The sequence below is a fragment of the Pseudomonas sp. LBUM1641 genome (assembly GCF_059716235.1).
Map to the genome: position 1 here is coordinate 88124 of NZ_CP166815.1, position 22032 is coordinate 110155.

General features: G+C 60.9%; 20 protein-coding genes. 7 read left to right on the top strand and 13 right to left on the bottom strand.

The features are described from left to right. Positions 1-36 precede the first annotated feature (36 nt). A complete protein-coding gene (locus tag ACA046_RS00440) occupies positions 37-813 on the top strand; it encodes an N-acetylmuramoyl-L-alanine amidase (RefSeq protein ID WP_459025047.1) in 777 nt (258 codons plus the stop codon). 16 nt (positions 814-829) lie between these two features. Here the strand turns inward: ACA046_RS00440 and ACA046_RS00445 are convergent, their stop codons facing one another. Both ACA046_RS00445 and algB read right to left on the bottom strand, forming a co-directional pair. After that, positions 830-2617: a KinB sensor domain-containing domain gene (locus tag ACA046_RS00445; protein WP_318304556.1), complete on the bottom strand. Its 1788-nt coding sequence runs from the start codon at positions 2615-2617 to the stop codon at positions 830-832. A gap of 10 nt (positions 2618-2627) precedes the next feature. After that, positions 2628-3974, bottom strand: a complete 1347-nt coding sequence (algB, locus tag ACA046_RS00450; protein WP_076013329.1) for a sigma-54-dependent response regulator transcription factor AlgB — start codon at positions 3972-3974, stop codon at positions 2628-2630. Between the two features lie 397 nt (positions 3975-4371). On the opposite strand from algB, the gene ACA046_RS00455 reads away from it, so the two are divergent. The 5 genes from ACA046_RS00455 (at position 4372) to ACA046_RS00475 (ending at position 8759) form a co-directional block, all read left to right on the top strand. Further along, entirely contained in the window at positions 4372-4656 is a 285-nt protein-coding gene (locus ACA046_RS00455) for a hypothetical protein (RefSeq protein WP_318304555.1), read from the top strand. Positions 4657-4733: 77 nt separating this feature from the next. Next, positions 4734-4898 carry a DUF1328 domain-containing protein gene (locus ACA046_RS00460; protein WP_003170804.1) on the top strand — a complete coding sequence of 55 codons (165 nt, stop codon included), beginning with the start codon at positions 4734-4736 and terminating at the stop codon, positions 4896-4898. A 2-nt stretch (positions 4899-4900) separates the two neighbouring features. Next, entirely contained in the window at positions 4901-5368 is a 468-nt protein-coding gene (locus tag ACA046_RS00465) for an inhibitor of vertebrate lysozyme family protein (protein ID WP_076013331.1), read from the top strand. Between the two features lie 729 nt (positions 5369-6097). Then, positions 6098-7429 (top strand): glutamate/aspartate:proton symporter GltP, encoded by a 1332-nt coding sequence (gene gltP, locus ACA046_RS00470; RefSeq protein ID WP_497675680.1) that lies wholly within the window; start codon positions 6098-6100, stop codon positions 7427-7429. 100 nt (positions 7430-7529) lie between these two features. After that, positions 7530-8759, top strand: a complete 1230-nt coding sequence (locus ACA046_RS00475) for a nucleoside recognition domain-containing protein (RefSeq protein WP_167664657.1) — start codon at positions 7530-7532, stop codon at positions 8757-8759. Between the two features lie 119 nt (positions 8760-8878). On the opposite strand, the gene ACA046_RS00480 is transcribed toward ACA046_RS00475, so the two are convergent. From ACA046_RS00480 to ACA046_RS00520, 9 genes are all read right to left on the bottom strand, one after another. Beyond that, positions 8879-9490: an ABC-type transport auxiliary lipoprotein family protein gene (locus tag ACA046_RS00480; protein ID WP_459025053.1), complete on the bottom strand. Its 612-nt coding sequence runs from the start codon at positions 9488-9490 to the stop codon at positions 8879-8881. Next, complete coding sequence (locus tag ACA046_RS00485) at positions 9487-10425, bottom strand: MlaD family protein (protein WP_459025055.1); 939 nt, start codon at positions 10423-10425, stop codon at positions 9487-9489. The genes ACA046_RS00480 and ACA046_RS00485 overlap by 4 nt, the downstream gene beginning before the upstream one ends. Before the next feature lies 1 nt (position 10426). Further along, positions 10427-11230 carry an ABC transporter ATP-binding protein gene (locus tag ACA046_RS00490; protein ID WP_010168669.1) on the bottom strand — a complete coding sequence of 268 codons (804 nt, stop codon included), beginning with the start codon at positions 11228-11230 and terminating at the stop codon, positions 10427-10429. Continuing rightward, positions 11227-12375: an ABC transporter permease gene (locus ACA046_RS00495; protein WP_497675681.1), complete on the bottom strand. Its 1149-nt coding sequence runs from the start codon at positions 12373-12375 to the stop codon at positions 11227-11229. The genes ACA046_RS00490 and ACA046_RS00495 overlap by 4 nt, the downstream gene beginning before the upstream one ends. 55 nt (positions 12376-12430) lie before the next feature. Further along, positions 12431-13474, bottom strand: coding sequence for a DUF5924 family protein (locus ACA046_RS00500; protein WP_459025059.1), 1044 nt, complete (start codon positions 13472-13474; stop codon positions 12431-12433). A 71-nt stretch (positions 13475-13545) separates the two neighbouring features. After that, positions 13546-14928, bottom strand: a complete 1383-nt coding sequence (locus tag ACA046_RS00505; protein ID WP_497675682.1) for a M16 family metallopeptidase — start codon at positions 14926-14928, stop codon at positions 13546-13548. Positions 14929-14986: 58 nt separating this feature from the next. Further along, positions 14987-16645, bottom strand: coding sequence for a Na/Pi cotransporter family protein (locus ACA046_RS00510; protein ID WP_459025063.1), 1659 nt, complete (start codon positions 16643-16645; stop codon positions 14987-14989). 295 nt (positions 16646-16940) lie between these two features. Beyond that, positions 16941-17708 (bottom strand): TerC family protein, encoded by a 768-nt coding sequence (locus ACA046_RS00515; protein ID WP_459025065.1) that lies wholly within the window; start codon positions 17706-17708, stop codon positions 16941-16943. Between the two features lie 64 nt (positions 17709-17772). Then, positions 17773-19080: a CitMHS family transporter gene (locus ACA046_RS00520; protein ID WP_076013340.1), complete on the bottom strand. Its 1308-nt coding sequence runs from the start codon at positions 19078-19080 to the stop codon at positions 17773-17775. 272 nt (positions 19081-19352) lie between these two features. On the opposite strand from ACA046_RS00520, the gene ACA046_RS00525 reads away from it, so the two are divergent. Next, complete coding sequence (locus ACA046_RS00525; RefSeq protein ID WP_497675683.1) at positions 19353-19754, top strand: GFA family protein; 402 nt, start codon at positions 19353-19355, stop codon at positions 19752-19754. Here ACA046_RS00525 and ACA046_RS00530 read toward each other — a convergent pair. Then, the gene (locus tag ACA046_RS00530) at positions 19751-21712 is read right to left on the bottom strand and encodes a DUF7844 domain-containing protein (RefSeq protein ID WP_497675684.1); all 1962 of its coding nucleotides are present in this window, start codon (positions 21710-21712) and stop codon (positions 19751-19753) included. The two genes, ACA046_RS00525 and ACA046_RS00530, sit on opposite strands and share 4 nt — an antisense overlap. After that, complete coding sequence (locus ACA046_RS00535; protein WP_003214760.1) at positions 21709-22029, bottom strand: DUF2388 domain-containing protein; 321 nt, start codon at positions 22027-22029, stop codon at positions 21709-21711. Before ACA046_RS00535 ends, ACA046_RS00530 begins: the two co-directional genes overlap by 4 nt. Positions 22030-22032 lie beyond the last annotated feature (3 nt).

Consider the following 22032-nt stretch of genomic DNA (forward strand, 5'->3'; position numbering starts at 1 on the left):
TGTTGCATTATCGTCTTAAGCGTATTGTCTGCTGCCATGAAATTTCTGTGCTCCGCTTTTCTGCTTCTCCTGCTCGCCGGCTGCGCGAGTGGCCCTCGCCTGGACACCAGCCATCCGTCGGTGAACCACGACAATCGTGTTCAGTTCGTCATCGTGCACTACACCTCGGCGTCCCTTGAGCGCTCCCTGGCGCTGCTGACCCATGGCCAGGTCAGCAGTCATTACCTGATCGGTGATGACGCCTCGGCCACCATCTATAAACTCGTGGATGAAAGCCAACGCGCCTGGCATGCCGGGGAAAGCGAGTGGATGGGCCGCACCTGGCTCAACTCCAGCTCCATCGGGATCGAGATTGTGAACCCGGGCTATCGAGACCTGCCGACGGGCCGCGTCTGGTACCCGTACTCCGAAGCGCAGGTGCAGTCGCTGGTGGTGTTGCTCAAGGACATCAGCAAGCGCAACGGCATCGACCCGCGAAACATCATTGGCCATAGCGACATTGCTCCGCTGCGCAAGCTGGACCCCGGGCCATTGTTCCCGTGGAAGCGCCTGGCGGATGAAGGGCTGGGCATATGGCCGGACGCCAAGGCGGTTGCCCGTTACCAGGTGCAGTACGCAGCCGAGCTGCCGAGCATTACCTGGTTCCAGGAAGAGTTGGCGAAGCTGGGCTATCCGACGCCGCAGACGGGCGAGCTGGATGTGGCAACGCGGCATGTGGTTGCCGCGTTCCAGATGCATTTCCGGGCGTCGCTGTTTGACGGGACGCCGGATGCCGAGAGTGCCGCGATCCTGCGGGCGTTGAATCACCAGTAACGGTTGGCGCGTGACCCTACAGGGGCAGCGCCATATAGAACTGCGTCCCCTGCCCTGGCCGTGAATAAACCCCCATCCGGCCACCGTGCAATTGCACGATCTCCTTGCACAGCGCCAGGCCCAGCCCGGCGCCGCCTTTCTTGCGGCCTACCTGCACAAACGGTTCGAAGATTCGTCCTTGCTGGCCGTAGGCAATGCCTTCACCGTTGTCCTCGACGCTGACAATCACCCGTTCGCCATGACGACGCGCCTGCAAGCGGATCTGTCCACCGTCCGCCGTGTGCCGCAGGGCATTGCCTAAAAGGTTGTCGAGCACCCGTTCCAGCTGCGCTCGATCAGCATGCAACCTCGGCAGCGGGGATTGCTCCTCAACCAGCAGCTCGATGTTCTGCGCGTTCGCCTGCTCTGCGAAACGCGCGCGGGCATGTTCCAGCAGGTCGCTGATATCGCACGGGCCGAGGGTAAGTTTCTGCAAGCCATTCTGATAGCGCGAGAAGTTGAGCAAGTCGTTGATCAACTGCATCAGGCGCTGCATTTCCTCATTGACCGTATCCAGCAGGTCCGCTTCGCGGGATTCCGCAGGAAACTTCGCCCGTTCCCGGAACAAGCCGAATGCCATGTGCATGCCCGTCACTGGCGTGCGTAATTCATGGGACGCGCGCAACACGAACTCACTGCGTACCCGTTCAAAGGCGCGTTGTTCGGTAACGTCATGCAGCACCATCACCGCGCCCAGAATGTGCCCCTGGGTATGGCTAACCGGCGTCAGGCTGTACGTCAGCAGGCGCAGCTCACCCTCAACCTCCACCTCAAGGTCTTCGGGTGCGCGTTCGAGGTTGCCGCCGCGCAGCACCAGGTGCAGTTGCTCATCCAGTTCCGGGCGGCCCAGTGCTTCGCCAAGGCCTTGGCCAAGGCGGTTCTCGTCCCAACCCAGTTGGCGCTGCGCCACGGGGTTAAGGTGCTCCAGGCGACCTTGGCGGTCGATCATCAGCAGGCCGTCGTCGATGCTGTCGAGCACCGCCTGCAGGCGTTGCTGCCCGGCGAGCAGCTCATCGACATTGGTTGCCTGATGCTGGCGCAACGCTTCGGCCATGATGCCGAAACGCCGGGTGAGCAGGTTCATCTCGGCGGCTGACGAAATGGGCAGCGTGACTTCGAAGTTGCCCTGGCCGATCTTGTCGGCGGCCTTGGCCAGCGCTTCGATCGGCCCGCCAAAGCGCCGGGCGATCCCGTGGGCGGTGACGAAGCCTATGATCAGCACCGCCAGCCCGACCAAACCCAGCAAGCCGGCGATCAACAGCGCGCGCTCACGGGACTTGTGTTCGGTGTCGTTGATGTTATCCAAGGCTTTCTTGTGCTCGGCGATGAGGCCGTTGCGCAAAATGTTGAAACGCTTCGTCAACTCGTCGTTGTTACGCAGCTGCGCCGGAGCATTCTCCTTTTTATCGAATGCCTCGAGAAAGCTCAGGTAATCAGTCTTGGCCTGGGTGAAACCGCTGGTTGCCGCATCCTTTTCTTCGTGTTCGATGCCTTGCTGCAGCAGCGCGAAATAACGTTGCTTGGAATCTTCCAGCGCAGCGGTATTTGGCTGCTCGTTGAGCATGATCATCAGCTGGTCGCCGAGGGTCTGCCGCAGCTTGAGGCCCAGGTCCAGGGTGATGAAGTTGCTGCGAATCAGCGATTCCTGGGTCTTGGCCATTTGCATGACACTCACCAGGCCCAGCAACAATCCCAGCAGGGCAACGGTGATCAGCGCGGAAATGCTCAGGAACAGCCGAGTGCGCAGCTTCATCGCAAGCTTCATAGGCTACAGCTCACAGGTTGTATTGTTTGCGTTTGCGGTACAGCGTTGACGCATCAATGCCGAGGGTTCGTGCCGCCTGGTCCAGGGTGTCACTGGTGGCCAGTACGGCGCCGATATGGGCCTTTTCCAGTTCATCCAGGCTCAACGCCGCACCAATACGCGGGGCGTTGTTGGTCGGCTGTTCGGCCATGCCGAGGTGGCTGATCTCAACCTTTTCCTGCGGGCAGATGATGCTGGCTCGCTCTACCACGTTGCGCAGCTCGCGAATGTTCCCCGGCCAGCGGTAGTTGAGCAGCGCCTCGCGGGCTTCATCGCTGAATCCGCGCGCCGGCCGCGCATATTCCTTCACAAAGCGCGCCAGGAAGCGGTCGGCCAGGGTCAGGATGTCTTCGCTGCGCTCGCGCAGGGGCGGCAGGTGCAAGGTGATGACATTCAGGCGATACAGCAGGTCTTCGCGGAAACGACCGTCGCGGACCATGTCTTCCAGGTTCAGGTTGGTAGCGGCGAGAATTCGCACGTCGGCGCGGCGAGTCACTGGATCGCCGACGCGCTCGTATTCCTTGTCCTGGATAAAGCGCAGCAACTTGGGTTGCAAGGTAAGCGGAAAGTCGCCGATCTCGTCGAGAAACAGCGTGCCGCCATCTGCCTGGTTGACCCGGCCCAGGGTGCTTTCGCTGGCGCCCGTAAACGCACCACGACTATGGCCGAACAGCTCGCTTTCCATCAGCTCCGCCGTCAGCGACGGGCAGTTGATGGTGACGCAGGATTTTTTCGCCCGCTTGCTCCAACCGTGTATCGCACGGGCCAGCTCACCTTTACCGGTGCCGGACTCGCCGAGGATCAGGATGTTGGCATCTGTACCCGCCACCTGGCGTGCCGTTTCCAGCACCACCATCATTGCCGGGCTATGGGAGTCGAGACCGTCCTTGGGTTTGCGCACTTCGCCTTCGAGGGCTTCCAGGCGCGCCGACAGTTGGCGCACCTCCAGCTGCTTGGCGGTGGCCAGGCGCAGTTGGTCGGGGCTGCAAGGCTTGACCAGGTAGTCGGCCGCGCCGGCCTGGATCGCATCCACGGCGGTGTCGACGGCCGAATGGGCGGTGACGATCACCACCCGCATCCATGGCGCCTGGACGCGCATTTGCGCCAGTACGTCGAGGCCGTTGTCTTCGCCCAGGCGCAGGTCCAGGAAGCACAGGTCAAACACCTGGCGTTGCAGCAAGGCGTCGGCTTGGGCGGCGCTGTTGGCGGTGGCTACGGTGTAGCCTTCATCTTCCAGGCAGTAACGGAAGGTGCGAAGGATCGCGGATTCGTCATCCACTAAAAGAATGCGGCCTTGAAGTTCCTTGGCTGATTCCATCTGTCCCGCGCTCCCACTAAGAATGAATGATGTTGTTTAGTCCCAGAATAATCGGGCAAGTTGCATGGTTTATTCTGATTGATTAAAGCCGTCATCGCGCAGCTATCTGCGCTTCTTCTTACAGAGACGCCGATTCATGGCGTTTTTATCTCCCTGTAGCCACTTCGGCAGTCGAACGTTGCTTTCCTATCCCCTCATCCGACCAGTGACCATCGTGCATTTCGCACGGTAAGGATAGGGGCATCGTGCAGGATGCTCGTGGTGTCAAAGCGCTTTTTTTTTAACTTATTGATTTTATTGAGTTTTATTTTGTTAAAAAACTGGCACGCAGGCTGCAATACACCTCATACGAGCGTCACCAACGAATAATCAGATCAGAATGCGGGAGACACACAGCATGACTCGCCAAAGCCTCACTCAACTGCGTGTATCGCCACTGCGTCTGCAACAGGGGCTGTTTGCCAGCCTGGCCCTGTTGGTGACTTTGATCGGCGGTCAGCAATTGGCGCATTGGCAGCAGAGTCAACAGCAAGTCGCGCATTTTGAACGTCCGATGATGACCCAGACCCATTTCCGTTCCGTCGGCAGCACCACCGCCGACGTGACAACCCCGCAACTGACGGCGGTTGAACAAGACTCCACCCTCGGCGACCTGCCTTATCAGGAACGCTGGGTGTTCTAGGCAAGACACGGTCCTTGAATCAAGCGACCGCAAGCATCACCGCTGTTACCCCTAAAAGAAGCGTAAGGAGAATCACCATGTTGAGTTGGGCAATCACATTTCTGATCATCGCCATTGTGGCTGCAGTCCTGGGCTTCGGCGGTATCGCGGGCACCGCCACGGGTATCGCCAAGATTCTGTTTGTGGTCTTCCTGGTGATGTTCATCGCTTCCTTCTTCTTTGGCCGTCGTGGCCGAGGCTAAGCATGTTCAATTCGTCCCTTAAAGCCCTGGCTGCCGCCCTGTTGTTGGGCGGCAGCGGCCTGGCGCTGGCTGCCAATGACGGCCAGTCCCGGGCCAACGAACTGCTGAGCGCGGACCCGCAGTACCGCGAAACCTGGCAGAGCGTGGTCAAGAAGGAAGAGCGCTTGCCGGAATGGGTGATGAACCTGTCGGGCAGCGCGGAACAAATGAATGCCGTTGAAGAGGACGGTGACAAGTACTTGGTAGGGCCGCTGTGTGAAACCGCAGATACGTGCCTTAACAAGCGCCTGATCGTCGCTTTCAGCTTCGACAAGGAAGATGCGTACGCCATGTTGGTGGAAGTTCCTGCAGGCCTGCCTGCGGATAAATCGCCAACGCGGCACGCCGACTACCGCTTTCTTGGCAAGCCCGACGAAGGCATGCAGAAGCTGTTGATGGAACAGCTCAAGAAAGATCCGAATTGGTACTAGGTTTGGTCTGACGACGCTGTCGTCTGCCGGCCTATCGTCCATAGAAAGAAGCGCCATGCTTCTTTCTGTTTGCAGCGCCCGACAAGGGCGGTGCATGACCAAGGGGTCGGGTTGCTCTGATCGTTCGGATCGGCGTGACCTACGGGTACAGGGAGTGCCTGCGCAAGGGCCGGGTCAGGTGAAAAGCTGCGACGCAAGTTCCCAAGCCGATGGTTTGTGGAACTTGCGACGGGCTTGCGGCTCTTACGCCCGCTTCTGTCATACCGCCCATAGCGGCAATTTCCTTTTTTGCTTCGCCTCAACCATTTCTTGGTGTTTCCGCGTGACCATCTATCGAGAAAGTTTGTCTCCTGCCAGACAAGTTTTTCGATGGTATGCGTAGGAATTTTCAGCAGTTTTCAGCCGAAGCCGTAGATTTTCAAAAAACCCTGCGCGAGCCTGAAATGGCCGGTTCGCGGCATTTATGCCTGCCGAAATGTCACATTCGAACTGACCGTTCAGACAGAAAAACTCAAAAAAACTCATGCCGATTCGGCATAGGGTAGGCGTTTACGGCATTAGACGTCGCCTCCTTGCATCGGAATAGTTGCGCCTTTTTTCGCCTGCCAGTGAGCCATATCGGCCAACTGCGGTGACCTTCTACGGGGGCAGATGCACACACTTTTTCGCTTCCGAGCGTTCCAGCTGCTGGCGCATCTGCCTGAGTCCACTTGAAGTAAGGGTAATGACATGAAGAAGGCAAAGCTAAGCCTCGCCTGGCAGATCCTCATCGGTCTGGTGCTGGGGATTGCAATCGGTGCGGTGCTTAACCATTTCAGTGCTGAAAAGGCCTGGTGGATCAGCAACGTGTTGCAGCCCGCTGGCGATATCTTTATCCGCCTGATCAAGATGATCGTTATCCCGATCGTGATTTCGTCGCTGATTGTCGGAATCGCCGGTGTTGGGGATGCGAAAAAGCTCGGTCGGATCGGCGTGAAAACCATTCTTTACTTCGAAGTAGTCACCACCATTGCCATTGTGGTCGGCCTGCTGCTGGCCAACCTGTTCCATCCGGGTACCGGCATCGACATGAGTACCCTGGGTACCGTCGACATCTCCAAATACACGGCCACTGCCGCTGAGGTCCAGCACGAGCACGCGTTCATCGAGACGATCCTCAACCTGATCCCGTCGAATATCTTCGCCGCCGTAGCCCGTGGCGACATGCTGCCGATCATCTTCTTCTCGGTGTTGTTCGGCCTCGGCTTGTCGAGCCTCAAGCCTGAACTGCGCGAGCCCCTGGTAACCATGTTCCAGGGCGTTTCCGAGAGCATGTTCAAAGTCACCCACATGATCATGAAATACGCCCCGATTGGTGTATTTGCGCTGATCGCGGTGACCGTCTCCAACTTCGGTTTCGCCTCGCTGCTGCCGCTGGCCAAGCTGGTGATCCTGGTTTACGTCGCCATCCTGTTCTTCGCCTTTGTGGTCCTCGGCCTGATCGCCCGCCTGTTCGGCTTCTCGGTGATCAAGTTGATGCGCATCTTCAAGGATGAGCTGGTGCTGGCCTACTCCACCGCCAGTTCCGAAACCGTGCTGCCGCGTGTGATCGAGAAGATGGAAGCCTACGGCGCGCCGAAGGCGATCTGCAGCTTTGTGGTGCCGACCGGCTACTCGTTCAACCTCGACGGCTCGACCCTGTACCAGAGCATCGCGGCGATCTTTATCGCGCAGCTGTATGGCATCGACCTGTCGATTGGCCAGCAACTGATGCTGGTGCTGACCCTGATGGTTACCTCCAAAGGCATCGCCGGCGTGCCGGGTGTGTCCTTCGTGGTACTGCTGGCGACCCTGGGCAGCGTAGGTATTCCGCTGGAAGGCCTGGCGTTCATCGCCGGTGTCGACCGCATCATGGACATGGCGCGTACTGCACTGAACGTGATCGGCAACGCCCTGGCCGTACTGGTCATCTCCCGCTGGGAAGGCATGTACGACGACGCCAAGGGCGAGCGTTACTGGAACTCCCTGCCGCACTGGCGTACCAAGCAAGTGATGCCGGCCGGCGAGACCACTCGCGGCTGATCGCCAGAGTTGGCTCCTACACAAACCCCGGAAAATTCCGGGGTTTTTCGTTTCTGCCAGCCCCGCTATCATTCGCCCCATCTTTCGGGGGATTCAACTGATGCTCAATGGCCTGTGGCTTGGCTTTTTTATCGTGGCGATGGTGTCCGCGCTGGCGCAATGGCTGATTGGCGGTAACGCCGGCATCTTTGCGGCGATGGTGGAAAGCATATTCGCCATGGCCAAGCTGTCGGTCGAGGTCATGGTGTTGCTGTTCGGCACGCTGACCTTGTGGCTGGGCTTCCTGCGCATCGCCGAGAAAGCCGGGATCGTCGATTGGCTGGCCAAGGCCCTGGGGCCACTGTTCCGTCGCCTGATGCCGGAGGTTCCCGCCGGCCACCCGGCCATCGGCTTGATCACCCTCAACTTCGCCGCCAACGGCCTGGGCCTCGACAATGCGGCCACGCCCATCGGCCTCAAGGCCATGAAGGCGCTGCAAGAGCTCAACCCCATCCCCAACACCGCCAGTAACGCGCAAATCCTGTTCCTGGTGCTCAACGCGTCTTCCCTGACCCTGCTGCCGGTCACCATCTTCATGTACCGCGCCCAGCAAGGTGCGCCGGACCCGACGCTGGTATTCCTGCCGATCCTGCTGGCCACCAGCGCCTCGACGCTGGTGGGCCTGCTGTCGGTGGCGGTGATGCAACGCCTGCGGCTGTGGGACCCGGTGGTGCTTGCGTATCTGATTCCGGGTGCGCTGGTACTGGGTGGCTTCATGGCCTTGCTGGCGACGCTCTCAGCCACTGCGCTGGCGGGGCTGTCATCGATCCTCGGCAACCTGACGCTGTTCGGGCTGATCATGTTGTTCCTGGTGATTGGCGCGCTCCGCAAGGTCAAGGTCTACGAGGCGTTTGTCGAAGGGGCCAAAGAAGGCTTCGACGTGGCCAAGAATCTGCTGCCGTACCTGGTGGCGATGCTCTGCGCGGTGGGCGTGTTGCGGGCGTCCGGCGCGCTGGATTTCGGCCTGGAAGGGATTCGCCATCTGGTGGCCTGGACCGGCATGGATACACGCTTTGTTGATGCGTTACCGACAGCGATGGTCAAGCCGTTCTCCGGCAGCGCGGCGCGGGCGATGCTGATTGAGACGATGCAGACCCAGGGCGTGGACAGCTTCCCTGCGCTGGTAGCAGCGACGATTCAGGGCAGTACCGAGACCACGTTTTATGTGTTGGCGGTGTACTTTGGCTCGGTGGGAATCCAGCGGGCGCGGCATGCGGTGGGGTGTGCGTTGTTGGCGGAGTTTGCCGGCGTGGTTGCGGCGATTGCGGTGTGCTACTGGTTCTTCGGCTAAATCGCTATCCCTGTAGGAGCGAGCTTGCTCGCGAAAAGCCTGAGAACGACGCGGGGCATCAGGTTCCCCGCGTTATCGTTGACGATTTTCGCGAGCAAGCTCGCTCCTACATTGGTGGGCTATCTTCTCGGTGCTGAATTGCCCTGGCCCACCACCCAATCCACTACCTGTTTATTCAGTACATCCCCAGCCTGACCAAACCCGGCCACCACCGCCGGCACCTTGGTATCCCCCACCGGCTGCCTCACCTCAAACCGCTTGCTGGCAATAATCCGCTGATCACTGCCGCGCACCAGCCGCGCATCCAACCGAATTACCACCTCAACCGCACTGCCGCGATACTCACTCTGAAACGCCTGTAACTGCCCGCCCAGCTCAAAGTCCGCCTGCAGATTGGTCTCATCAGTACTCAGCAACGTCACCCGCCCATCTCGCTGGAACCCGTCCAGCAACCGGTTACGCAACAGCACCGGTGACGGATCGCTCCAGCGGGAATTCGCATAGCTGCTGATCAGGTCGCCATTGGGCACCACCGCAATCCGCGGGCTGTCGAGGAATTCGCTGGTCTGCGGCTTCGCCACGCGCAGTGACCAGGTCACGGGGCTGGCTTGTGTGGTGGTCTGCGCCGAAGGCAACCGGTACACGTCCGAAGGGTCCGCCTTGGGCAAGATCGAACACGCACTGACGAATGCCAGGGCGACGGGGACGATCACTTGGTAAGCACGCTTCATGGCGTGAACTCCTTGTTCTTGTCGCTGCCCAGCAGGTAACCGCTGGGGTTGGCTTCCAGGCGGCGGGAAATGGCGCGCAACGAACCCAGGGTTTCCCGCAGCTCGCGCACCGCTGGCGCCAGTTCGTTGAGGCCCTGCATGCCGCTGTTGAGGGAGTCCTTGTTGTTAGCCAGCAAGGTGTCGATGGTGGCCGTGCTTTGTTGAAGGGACTGCATGGCCTTTTCAGCACTGCCGAAGACCTGCTTGCCTTGATCGTTGAGCAAACCATTGGCGTTGCGCATCAATGCGGTGGTTTGCTCCAGGGTGGCGCTGGCCTGTTTGCTCACCTGCATCAATTGCTGCATCACCACCTTGATATCGCCGCGTTGATCGGCAATCGCGCCGGTGGTCTGTTGCAGGTTATCCAGGGTGTTGCTGAGGCGGTCGACGTTCTCCCGGGAGAACATGTGGTTGGCGTTGTGCAGCAGCAGGTTGATGCTGGTCATCAGGTCATTGCTGTTGTTCAGCAGGCGAGCGATAGGCGACGGCGAGGCAATGATTTGCGGCAGTTCGCCGTCCCTGCCCTTGAGCTCCGGGCTTTGGGGCGTGCCGCCGCTGAGCTGGATGATCGAGGTACCGGTGATGCCGGTCAGCGCCAGCTTGGCCTGGGTGTCTTCCTTGATCGGCGTTTGCCCGGCCAGGCGGATGCGCGCCAACACCCGGCGCGGGTCCTTCGGGTCGAGGCGCAGGCTGGTGACATCGCCGACCTTGATCCCGCTGTACTGCACCGCGCTGCCCTGGGACAAGCCACTGACCGCCTCGTTGAAGATCACTTCGTAATCTTGAAACGCGCTGTCGACGCTGGATTTGGCCAGCCACAGGCCAAACAGCATGGCGCCGACCACGACGATCACGCTGAACAGACCGATCATCACATGATGGGCTCGGGTTTCCATGTCATACCTCGTTGAGCAGTTGAGCGGCATCCAATGCCGCGCGGCCCCGTGGGCCATGGAAGTATTCGTGAATCCAGGCGTCGTCGGTTTCCGAGACGACATCGATGGCATCCGCCACCAGTACCTTTTTCTGCGCCAGCACCGCCACGCGGTCGGTGATGGTGTACAGCGTGTCGAGGTCGTGGGTGACCAGGAACACGCTCAGGCCCAACGCATCGCGCAGGGTCAGGATCAATTGGTCGAAGGCGGCGGCGCCGATCGGGTCAAGGCCGGCGGTGGGTTCGTCGAGAAACAGAATGTCCGGGTCCAGCGCCAGGGCACGGGCCAGGGCCGCACGCTTGATCATGCCGCCGGAGAGTGACGATGGATATTTGTCGGCGGCCGACAGCGGCAGCCCGGCCAACGCCAGCTTTACCGCCGCCAGGTGTTCGGCATCGGGACGGCTGAGGCCGGCATGTTCGATCAGCGGCAAGGCGACGTTTTCGGTCACCGTCAGCGAGGAAAACAGCGCGCCCTTCTGGAACAGCACACCGAAGCGCCGTTCGACCATCGAGCGCTCGTGCTCCGAGAGGCTCGGCAAGTTCTGCCCGAACACCCGCACTTGCCCTTCGCTGGGCTGGCGCAGGCCAATGATGCTGCGCAGCAGCACCGACTTGCCGCTGCCGGAGCCACCGACTACGGCGAGGATTTCGCCCTTGTACAAATCCAGGTCGAGGTTCTCGTGCACGCTTTGCGGGCCAAAGCGGTTGCACAGCCCACGGACTTCGATCACCGCCTCGGTGGGCGCACGGCGTAAACGACTCACCAGCCCATCTCCATGAAGAACAGCGCGGCGACCGCATCCAGCACGATCACCACGAAAATCGATTGCACCACGCTGGAGGTGGTGTGGGCGCCGACGGACTCGGCGCTGCCGCTGACCTTGAAGCCTTCCAGGCAGCCGATGGCAGCAATCAAGAAGGCGAAGATCGGCGCCTTGATCATGCCGACGATAAAGTGCTGTACGCCGATGTCCGATTGCAGCAGCGAGAGGAACATCGCCGGTGAAATATCCAGGGCCACTGCGCACACCACACCACCCCCGATAATCCCCGAGATCATCGCCAGGAACGTCAGCATCGGCAGCGCCACCAGCAATGCCAGCACGCGGGGCAGCACCAGCAACTCCATCGGGTCGAGGCCCAGGGTGCGAATAGCGTCGATTTCTTCGTTGGCCTTCATCGAGCCGATTTGCGCGGTGAAGGCACTCGCGGTGCGGCCGGCCATCAGGATTGCGGTGAGCAACACGCCGAATTCCCGCAGGAACGAGAATGCCACCAAGTCCACGGTAAAAATGCTCGCGCCAAAACTGGCCAGCACCGTGGCGCCGAGAAACGCGACCACCGCGCCCACCAAAAAGGTCAGCAAGGCCACAATGGGCGCGGCGTCGAGGCCGGTCTGTTCGATATGCGCGACCATTGGCGTCACGCGCCAACGCTTGGGCCGGAACACGCCACGGGCGAAGGTTTCGAGGATCAGGCCGATAAAGCCCAGCAACTTCAGGCCGTCTTGCCAGACGGTGTACACCGCGCTGCCGATGCGCGCCAGCAACATGATGCCAGCGGCTTCTTCCGCTTCCTTGACCGGTACACAGAAGTCGTTCAGGGAGCGGTAGACGGTTTTCAGCAGTGCACGGTCGGCGGTCGAGAGGCTGCAGTCGGTCTGTTCGGCGGATTGTTCGATGCGCTCGGGCCCGAGCAATTCCACCAGCAGCGAGGCGCCGGCCGTGTCCAGGGCGCCGAGGCCGTTAAGGTCGATGCGCGCGCCGGCGTCGTACTGGCCATCGAGCTTTTCCGACAGCTTCTTCAGGTTGGCATAGTGGGCAAGCGTCCAATCCCCCGTAATCCTCAGTTGTGGAGGTTGGGTGGACGTGTCCAGATGGGCTGCACCGGCCGTTGTGCTACTGGTCATAAGCTCCGAGCTTGTTTGGCTATTCCAGAATTCCTACGTAATAGCACGATCCTGCCTACTTTGGCGCGTCCGGCGTTGTAGCGCCCTGACCGGGGTCAGTCACCTTGAAGCGCAACACGCCGATCACCTGACCATCTTCGGTCAGCACCCGCACCTGCCAGCGTCCCACCGAGTCGGGTGGGAAGTTCTGCTTGTGGGTCCAGGCCCGATAACCTTCCTTGCGCCCGCCATGGATATCCAGGGCGATACGGTCGACTTCTTTGCCGTTGAATTTCCACACATGGTAGATCCGCTCATCCAGCCCGCGCGGCGCGTTGATCGCGGTGTAGGCATACAACCCGCTGCTGCGCAGTTGGGCGGCGCTGACTTCTTTCAGGTCATCGCCGGGCGTGCGGTCCTGCAATTGAGTGCTGATGGCCACTTCGGTCATCCACAGCGTGGCGGGCGGCACCCAACTGCGCAGGAACCAGCCTGCGCAACCAATTGCCGCGGTAACCCCCAGCAGCATCGCCCAGCCTTTGATGCTGCGCAGCGGCAGGCTGACGGCCAGGCTCGGGATAGATAGCGCCATAGCCACACCGAGGGCCAGTTTGTAACTCTCGGCGGTGGTCAGGTGCAGGATGATCGGCAGCGCGGTCAGCAGGGCTGCGAACAGGGTCAGGGTATGCAGTGCCAGAAACAGCGAGCGTTTGGGCGCCAGCCACTTGTAGTACAGCGGGTCGATGATCGAGACCAGCGCCGCCGCGCCCAGCAGGCCGGTAAAAATCGACTGGCCGCTGTTCCAGGTGGTGGTGACAAAAAAGAACGGCAGGACAAAAAACAGGCTTTCCTGGTGGATCATCTGCGTGGCGTAGCGTAGCAGCGGTTCGGGAATTTCCCGTTTGAAGACTTTGCTGAACAGCTGGGTGAGGCTGTTTTCGAGCATCAGCCATAACCAACTCACCAGCATGATGACCGCGATCCAGCTGGCCATGCCTTGCTGGCGATCCACCAGGATGAAGCTGCCCACACCCGAGATGAAGCCGCCGAGTGCAATCACCCCTGGGTAGCGCTTCATCAGCTCGAGGATGCGCTGGATGTAGTGGGTCAGGATAGGCATTCGGCAGTTCACAGTCTTTGTAGGGGAGATCCCAGACAGAATAACGTTTTAGCCGTTTTCTCGGGGCCTCATTACGCAATCCCTTTGCGATAACGCCACACGCCGAGCAACACAATCGCAATCAGCCCCAGCGCACCGGCGGCGATCCAGTTGAGGGTGTCGTAGCTGAACAACGGTTTCTCGATGCGCCAGTAGCCGTTCTGCTTGAACAGCTCGCGCATCGCCTGGTTGGCTTGCGCCAGGCTGACGGCCTTGATGCGCTTGGACGGGTCACTGAAGCGCCCTTTGGCGTAGTCGCCCGAGGCACTCCAGTAATAGTCGGCCAACGCGCTGTTGCCTTGAACGGCCCAGGCCTGGCGCGCGATGGCGGCTTGTTGCAGGCGGGCAAAGGTGGCGGGGTCGAGGCCGTCCTGCAGCAGTTGGGCCTTGAGGGTTTCCAGCACTTGCTCCGCTTCGGGCAGGTCGTCGCGCTCAACGTCGGCGTTGAGGCTCATGAAGCCGACGCCGCCCAGCACTTCGCGCTCGCTCCATGGGCCGTAGGACAAACCATGCTGCAGCCGCAGCTGGCGATACAGTGCCCAGTCCAGGTAGTCCTTGAGCAGGTCGAAGGTTTCATCGTACTGATCGTCCAGCACCGGCTCGGGGAATAACCAGTGCAGCTTGGCGTTGTCACCGACCCAGCCGTGGATCAGATCGCGGCGGATGGCGGCGGCGTGTTGAATCTCCGGCAGTGGGCGATGTTCGCTGGGGTCAACCGGGTCAAGCGCGCCGTAGGTGCGTTCGAGGTAGGCCGGCAACAGCTTGTCGAGGTCGCCGACGATGATCAGGGTCATGTTGTTGGGGGCGTACCAGGCCTTGCGCAGCTTTTCCAACTGGTCGCGGGTCAGGTGCTCAACTTCGGCCCGCTCGGCGCATTTGAGGCCCAGCTCCACGGCAAGCTGGCTGCTGGCCTTGTGGCCGAGGTCCTGGCGATCCAGCAGGCGTTGCAGGTGTGAGTAATGGCCGCCGTCTTCGCGTTCCACCACTTGTTTGGCGGCGTTGATGTTGGCGTCGGTCAGTTCGGTGCGGGTGACGATGGCCAGCAGCAGGTCGAGCACCTTGCGCTGGTTTTGCGCCGGGGCCTCGATGACGAAGGTGGTGTCGGAGTTGCTGGTGTAGGCGTTCCAGTCGCCGTCGAGGGCTTGCATGCGTTCTTCCAGCTCACCTTCGCCACCGCCGTCGATACCGCTGAACAGCAGGTGTTCCAGCAGGTGCGGCAGCTCCTTGTCTTCGCAATTGAAGTCATCCAGGCCCACGCCCACCACCAGGCGAATGGCTACGTGGCCGCGCTCAGTGCCCGGTTTGAGCAGCAATTGCAGGCCGTTGGGCAGCGTGTAGCCCTCGACTTGCAGGCGGTCAAAGGCAAAGGTGTGTGCCGAGCCGATGAGCAGGCAGGCGAATAGCAGGCGACGCATAACAGGCTTCCTGGCGAATGAGGTCCGTTGTTAACTGACTTCACTCGCCGTCGTACGTTCAGGGCGAATGGGTGATGTCGGCAATATCGTCCGCCGAGAGCGCGCCGGTGTCGGCGGTTTCCAGCACCACATAAGCGCTGCTGCAGAACAGCGAGTTGAGACGCTTCATGTCGGCAATCAGCTCCAGGTGCAGGGAACTGGTCTCCAGGCTCTGTACGATTTTACGTTGCAAGCGGCTGACGTGGGCGTGGGCCAGGCGACGCTCCTGGGCGCGAAAACGACGTTTCTCCCGCAGCAATTGCCGGGCGCTTTCCGGGTCGGCGCTGAGGAACACCGACAGGCCCAGGCGCAGGTTGGCGATCAACTGAGATTGCAGGCCGGCCAACTCCTCCAGGCCGACTTCGGAGAACGAGCGGCGCTGGGAGGTCTTTTGCTGCTGGACCTTGCGCAGCATGCGTTCGATCAGGTCGCCGGCCAGTTTCAGGTTGATCGACAACTCGATGATCTCGGCCCAGCGCCGGCTGTCTTGCTCGCTGAGGTCTTCCCGGGGCATTTGAGCGAGGTAGAGTTTGATCGCGCTGTAGAGCGCCTCGACATCGTCGCTCAGGCTGCGCATTTCCTGGGTGATGGCGGTCTGCTTGCCCCGCAGCACTTCCAGCATTGAGGTCAGCATGTTGTCGATCAGGTCGCCCAGGCGCAGGGTTTCGCGGGCGGCGTTGGCCAGTGCAAGGCTTGGGGTGGCGAGTGCTGCCAGGTCCAGGTGGCGTGGCTTGGCCAAGCCGTTGACCTCCTCGCGCTCCGGCAGCAACCAGGCGCACAAGCGGGACATCGGGCCAATGGTGGGCAGCAGGATCAGGCAGCGAGTGACGTTATAGAGCAGGTGAAAGGTGATCACCATGCCTTGGGCGCTGTAGTCCAGGGTGTCCATCCAGCCGACCAGCGGGTCGAGTACCGGGATGATCAGCAGCAAGCCGATCAGCTTGTACAGCAGGCTGCCCAGGGCCACCTGGCGACCGGCGGCGTTCTGCATGCTGGTACTGAGGAAGGCCAGCACGCCGCTGCCGATGTTGGCGCCGATCACCAGGCCGATGGCCACGTGCAGGCCGATCACGCCGGCACCGGCCAGGGTCGCGGTCAGCAGGACGGCGGCCAGGCTGGAGTAGGAAATCATCGCGAACAGTGCGCCGACCAGGGCATCGAGCAAGATGTCGCCGGTCAGTGAGGCGAACAGGACTTTAACGCCCTGCGCGTGAGTAATCGGGCCCGCAGCTTCGACGATCAGTTGCAGTGCGAGGATGATCAGCCCGAGGCCGATTCCGACGCGGCCCATCTGCCCGGCACGCGTCTGTTTGCGCGACAGGAAGAAAATCACCCCGAGAAAAATCAACAGCGGCGACAGCCACGACAAGTCAAAGGTCAGCACCCGGGCCATCAGCGCGGTACCGACGTCGGCACCGAGCATGGTCGCCAAGGCGGGCATCAGGCCCATCAAGCCCTGGCCGACAAACGAGGTCACCAGCATCGCCGTGGCGTTGCTGCTTTGCACCATGGCCGTTACCAGGATGCCGGCGATAAACGCCAGCCAACGCTTGGACATGTTCTGCCCGATGACCTGGCGCAGGTTGGAACCGTAAACCCGCAGGATCCCGGTACGGACGATGTGCGTGCCCCAGATCAGCAGGGTTACCGCGGAAAGCAGATTGAGCAGGGTCAGCATGCTGGGCCCCCTGTGTTGAGTCGTGCCCCAATCGGAGCAAGTGAATAGTGCCGCGTGCCTTTCTACGTCTTGTACTTAAGCTGTAGTTGGCGAATGGGCTCTGCGCCAGCATCGCATAGCTAAAGTCGGGATTGAAACAAAACTGTCATGAAATCAGCTTTTTGCAGATGAAAAAAAGGGGCTTTGCAGGAGCGAGCTTGCTCGCGAAGCACTCAAGGACAACGCGTTCAATCAGACTGCGCGCGTTATCGTTGGCGATCTTCGCGAGCAAGCTCGCTCCTACAGGAGTTCCAGGTTATTGACCCGGAATGTCCTTGCGCAGTTTCACAGGGTCCTGCTGTTTCTTCTTTTTGTTGATGGCAGTGCGCATCTTGATGTTCACCGCTTCTACCGCCAGGGAGAACGCCATGGCGAAGTAAACGTAGCCTTTTGGCACGTGTACGTCGAAGGCCTCGGCGATCAGCACGGTACCCACCACCAGCAGGAACGACAGCGCCAGCATTTTCAACGACGGGTGTTTGTCGATGAAATCGCTGATGGTGCCAGCGGCCATCATCATCACCAGTACCGCGACGATGATCGCGGCCACCATCACCGGTACGTGGGAAACCATACCAACGGCGGTAATCACCGAGTCCAGCGAGAACACGATGTCGATGATCGCGATCTGGATGATGGTGTAGATGAACTGGCCACCGGCACCTTTCGGTTCGTCGTGGGTTTCGTCTTCGCCTTCCAGCGCGTGGAACATCTCCTGGGAGCTTTTCCAGAGCAGGAACAGGCCACCAAAGAACAGGATCAGGTCGCGGCCGGAAATGCCTTGGCCGAACACCATGAACAGGTCGTCGGTGAGGCGCATCACCCACGTAATCGACAGCAGCAACAGGATTCGCGTGACCATGGCCAGGGCCAGGCCGAAGATCCGGGTGCGGGCCTGCATGTGCTTGGGCATGCGGCTGACCAGGATCGAAATCATGATGATGTTATCGATGCCCAAGACGATTTCGAGGGCAGTCAGGGTGAAGAAGGCAATCCAGATTTCTGGATTGGTCAGCCATTCCATGTGTAGTCCTTTGAACGAGTTTGGACCGCGCCAGCCTTAAGATCCGGCGCGGTGAGTTGTACGATTACAGAGTGCTGAACAGCGGAAAAATCCCCATCAGCAACGCTGCGACCATTATGCACAGGCACACCAGCACCGCCCACTTGAGGGTGAAGCGCTGGTGATCGCCGAATTCGATACCCGCCAGCGCCACCAACAAGTAGGTCGATGGAACCAGTGGGCTCAACAAGTGCACGGGTTGGCCAACGATCGAGGCGCGGGCCATCTCCACGGCAGTGATGCCGTAATGGCTGGCGGCTTCGGCCAGTACCGGCAGTACGCCGTAGTAGAAGGCATCGTTGGACATGAAGAACGTAAACGGCATGCTCACCAGCGCCGTGATCACCGCCAGGTAAGGGCCGAGGGCGTCAGGGATGACTGCGAGCAGGCTCTTGGACATGGCGTCGACCATGCCGGTACCGGACAGAATACCGGTGAAGATACCGGCGGCGAAGATCAACCCGACCACCGCCAGTACGCTGCCGGCGTGGGCGGCGACGCGGTCTTTCTGCATTTGCAGGCATGGGTAGTTGACGATCATCGCGATACTGAAGGCCACCATGAACAGCACGGGCAGCGGCAGTAGGCCGGCGATCAGGGTGCACATCAGGGCCAGGGTGAGCGCGCCGTTGAACCAGATCAGCTTCGGACGGCGTGCATCCGGGTACTGTGAAACGCTGATTTCGCTGTGGTCGATCTCGTCGCCGTGCAGGTGCAGTTCGCCGAGGCGCGCACGTTCGCGTTTGCCGTACATGTAGGCAATCACCAGGATCGCAACCACGCCCGCCAGCATCGCCGGGATCATCGGCACGAAAATGTCCGACGGGTCTACATGCAGCGCACTGGCCGCACGGGCAGTCGGGCCGCCCCACGGGGTCATGTTCATCACGCCGCCGGCGAGGATGATCAGGCCGGCCATGATCCGCGGGCTCATGCCGATGCGCTTGTACAGCGGCAGCATGGCGGCCACGCAGATCATGTAGGTGGTGGCGCCGTCACCGTCCAGCGAGACCACCAACGCCAGTACGGCGGTGCCGACCGAGACCTTCAACGGGTCGCCTTTGACCAGCTTGAGGATCTTGCGCACGGCCGGGTCGAACAGGCCGGAGTCGATCATCAGGGCAAAGTAGAGAATGGCGAACATCAGCATCACGCCGGTCGGCGCGAGCTTGGTGATGCCTTCGAGCATCATCGGGCCGATCTTCGGCGCAAAGCCGCCGAACAGCGCGAACAGGATCGGCACGATGATCAGGGCAATCAGCGCGGACAGGCGCTTGGTCATGATCAGGAACATGAACGTGATGACCATGGCAAAGCCAAGGAAAGTCAGCATAGGAATACTCCAGGCGTAGCGCGGCTAGGGAATGGCGAACCGGTTGGGGTCAGCGCAGAACGAACAGCACGAGGCGTACGGGTGGAGTTGGGGCAAACAGGCGGGTACGAGCGGACATCGGGAATCACCATTGTTGTTGTTAATAACCGGTCTGTTGCCGGTAGTGGTGGGCGATCCTAGTCCCGGAAGCTTTCAGCCAGCTTTCGCTTAAGAAACAGGCTACGTTGAGTGACGACTGGTCCTATATAAAATGAGGATATGGGAGACAAAGCATGCATGAGCAACACCAAGGCGGCTGCCACTGCGGCCGGGTGCGCTATGAGTTCAGCGGGGCGATGGTGGACATTGCCCACTGCCACTGTTCGACTTGCCGGAGGGTCAGTGGAGGGTTGGTGACCACCTGGATCACCCTGCCCCGTTCCGCATTTGCCTGGGTGGCGGGAACGCCGGCGCAGTACGAATCGTCATCGACGTGTGTGCGGTATTTCTGTTCGAACTGTGGGGCGCACCTGGCATTGGTGACCCGCCTGAGCCCCGAGAGTATCGATGTGACCATCGCTACCCTGGATCACCCGGAGCGAGCCCCGGCAGATCGGCATATTTGGGTAGAGAGCCGATTGCCGTGGTTGCATCTGGATGAGCAGTTGCCGGAAGAGGATGAAGAGGCGCTCTAGGGCAGCTCGAATCCGCCGGAGGCCTTGTGCAAGGCGCGCAAGTGTTCGCCCAGCAGCTTGAGGTTGGCTTCACACGCGGCAATCTCTGCGGCGCGGGACGGCTCCAGCAGCGCCCTCACCTCTTTGTCCAGATCGCCCGTCAGCGACTGCAATTGCTTCTGGCGCGCGGCGCTTTCCGATTCCAGGCGCTGGGATTCCGTGGGCTGTGGCAAGCCATAACCGCTGGTGCCCAGCAGCTCTGCCGGGCGACTGAGGAAGCCGCTGTTGGCGAGGATCTGCTGCAAGGTGGCGTTGGCTTTCTCCATGCCGCCGTTTTTCAGCTCGCGGGCGCCGAGGTAGCGTTGTTTGACTTCATCCTGGGCCAGCATGAGCTGCTTGCGAAAGCTCGCCTGCTCCAGCAACAGCAAGGCCGCGCTGGCGCGCAGGTCCGCCTCGGCGAACCATGGGCGACGTTCCTCCGCGCTCAGGGACAACCAATCTTCCACCTCGGCCTGTTTGATCGGCAGGCGCTTTTTCAGCACCTCGAACATCGCCTGGTAACGCTCGCGGAAGGAATCGAAGTGATAGCCGAGGCGCGGCGCGCGCTTTTTGTCATCCAGCACGCTGGTATCGGCCAGGCCCCGGCCCTTGAGGACTTCCAGCAGGCCATTCGGCGTGATGTTGTCCAGGCCGGTCAGTTGCGGGTTGGCGCTGCCGCTGCGTAGCAGTTTCAGGCTTTCGACTGCGCAGTTGTTGGAGATGAAGAAGTAGTTGCCGTCATAGCTCCAGTGCATTTCGGCGGCGTGTTCAACGGTGTCGTTGATCTCCTGGCGCGTGAGTTTCAGGGGCACCGAGGCCAGGCCACGCAGTTCGGTCTTGGTGTACTCGTCGATGACCTGGGACAGCGGCAGCACGAACAGCCGCGACGGGTACTTGCCGATCAGTCCGTACCAGCTTGAAAGCTGTACGTCCCCGACAAACGCGCGGTAAGACAGAACCAAGTGCTGGTCCAGGTCCAGTCGGCAGTCCGGGCCGCGTGGCCGGCCTGGGGCACAGATCACCAGGCGCAACATGCTGTGGCCCCAGCGGCTTACCAGGTTCTGGTTGGCTTCGGCCAGCAGGTAGTCGATTTCATAGACCCGCTCGGGATCGACCTGGCCCAGTGGCGTCTTGGCGAAGTCGTTGCCGGCGTTTAGGAAGGCGTAGGTTTTGGCGCAGGTGTCCTTGGTCGGCGGCGCCCAGCCAAAGTGTTCCTTGTAATAGCGGTACAGCGAAGGCCGGCGGCAGGCGTAGCTCGGGTCGAGGAGGAAGTACTCCATGTTGACCGCGACGAACTCCAGCGGGCTGGTGGTTTCGTAGATGTCCGGGCTGCGGGCGACCTGGTGGTTGTTCTGTTCACGTTCGCCGCGGCGACCGACGTATTGCGGCCACCCGGCGAGGTCCAACAGGCGCGGGTCATCGCTGAGGGTAAAGCGGCGGTCGTTCTGGCCACGGCATTGATCGGGCAGGCCGATCAGGCCAGTGATGTTGTTCTGGCGACTGCAACGCTGGATCAGCTTGCGGTCGGCGCTGGACCACAGGCGGGCGCGGTCGTAAATGTGGGTCAGTTCATGCAGCACGGTGGCGAGCATTTCCCGGCGTACGGTACCGTGGGGGCGATTGGTTTTTTGGGTTGCAGCGCTGCCGTCGGTGAGGCTGACCAGCAGGTTGCTGTTGAGGTCCAGTTCGGACACCAACGAGGCCTGGCCGTAGGCGTTCTCGGGCATCTTGTCGGTCCAGCCGACGTCGATGGTCCGGTCCAGTTGCTGGATGAAACGCGGCGGCAACGCCTGCATCGCTTCATCCAGCAATGCCTGGCTGGCCTGCTGTTGGGCCGGGCTCAAGCCATCGGTCTTGAGCCGTAGTTGCAGGTCGGCCTGAGCCGCGCTGGCGCCCAGCAGCAAGGTGCCGGCCATTAGCCAGGCGGCAATGCGCCTCACAGAGAGAGGATAGCTTCGGCGAGGACCTGGTCGCTGGCGTCGCGGGCTTCCGGCACGCGGGTTCGCAGGGTGTCGAAGGCGGCTTCCAGTTGAGCGCCGCGAATCTCACCATTGCTGGCGACGAAGCTGGCGGCATCGTCATGGGCTTCGCGTACGACTTTCGAGTCGCGGATGGACGTGGTGGTGTCCGAGGTAAAATCAATGGTGCGGGCCGAGGCGCGGACGATGATGTTACTGGTGGCCTTCAGGGTTTGTGCCTGGGCAACACCGGCCAACAACAGCAGGCCGAGAGCGGCGGCGATCAGCGGGCTACGCATGGA

Excerpts from the sequence above, each read along its gene's own strand:
- ACA046_RS00440 (WP_459025047.1), top strand. The coding sequence starts at position 37 with ATGAAATTTCTGTGCTCCGCTTTTCTGCTTCTCCTGCTCGCCGGCTGC.
- ACA046_RS00445 (WP_318304556.1), bottom strand. The coding sequence starts at position 2,617 with ATGAAGCTTGCGATGAAGCTGCGCACTCGGCTGTTCCTGAGCATTTCC.
- algB (WP_076013329.1), bottom strand. The coding sequence starts at position 3,974 with ATGGAATCAGCCAAGGAACTTCAAGGCCGCATTCTTTTAGTGGATGAC.
- ACA046_RS00455 (WP_318304555.1), top strand. The coding sequence starts at position 4,372 with ATGACTCGCCAAAGCCTCACTCAACTGCGTGTATCGCCACTGCGTCTG.
- ACA046_RS00460 (WP_003170804.1), top strand. The coding sequence starts at position 4,734 with ATGTTGAGTTGGGCAATCACATTTCTGATCATCGCCATTGTGGCTGCA.
- ACA046_RS00465 (WP_076013331.1), top strand. The coding sequence starts at position 4,901 with ATGTTCAATTCGTCCCTTAAAGCCCTGGCTGCCGCCCTGTTGTTGGGC.
- gltP (WP_497675680.1), top strand. The coding sequence starts at position 6,098 with ATGAAGAAGGCAAAGCTAAGCCTCGCCTGGCAGATCCTCATCGGTCTG.
- ACA046_RS00475 (WP_167664657.1), top strand. The coding sequence starts at position 7,530 with ATGCTCAATGGCCTGTGGCTTGGCTTTTTTATCGTGGCGATGGTGTCC.
- ACA046_RS00480 (WP_459025053.1), bottom strand. The coding sequence starts at position 9,490 with ATGAAGCGTGCTTACCAAGTGATCGTCCCCGTCGCCCTGGCATTCGTC.
- ACA046_RS00485 (WP_459025055.1), bottom strand. The coding sequence starts at position 10,425 with ATGGAAACCCGAGCCCATCATGTGATGATCGGTCTGTTCAGCGTGATC.
- ACA046_RS00495 (WP_497675681.1), bottom strand. The coding sequence starts at position 12,375 with ATGACCAGTAGCACAACGGCCGGTGCAGCCCATCTGGACACGTCCACC.
- ACA046_RS00500 (WP_459025059.1), bottom strand. The coding sequence starts at position 13,474 with ATGCCTATCCTGACCCACTACATCCAGCGCATCCTCGAGCTGATGAAG.
- ACA046_RS00505 (WP_497675682.1), bottom strand. The coding sequence starts at position 14,928 with ATGCGTCGCCTGCTATTCGCCTGCCTGCTCATCGGCTCGGCACACACC.
- ACA046_RS00510 (WP_459025063.1), bottom strand. The coding sequence starts at position 16,645 with ATGCTGACCCTGCTCAATCTGCTTTCCGCGGTAACCCTGCTGATCTGG.
- ACA046_RS00515 (WP_459025065.1), bottom strand. The coding sequence starts at position 17,708 with ATGGAATGGCTGACCAATCCAGAAATCTGGATTGCCTTCTTCACCCTG.
- ACA046_RS00520 (WP_076013340.1), bottom strand. The coding sequence starts at position 19,080 with ATGCTGACTTTCCTTGGCTTTGCCATGGTCATCACGTTCATGTTCCTG.
- ACA046_RS00525 (WP_497675683.1), top strand. The coding sequence starts at position 19,353 with ATGCATGAGCAACACCAAGGCGGCTGCCACTGCGGCCGGGTGCGCTAT.
- ACA046_RS00535 (WP_003214760.1), bottom strand. The coding sequence starts at position 22,029 with ATGCGTAGCCCGCTGATCGCCGCCGCTCTCGGCCTGCTGTTGTTGGCC.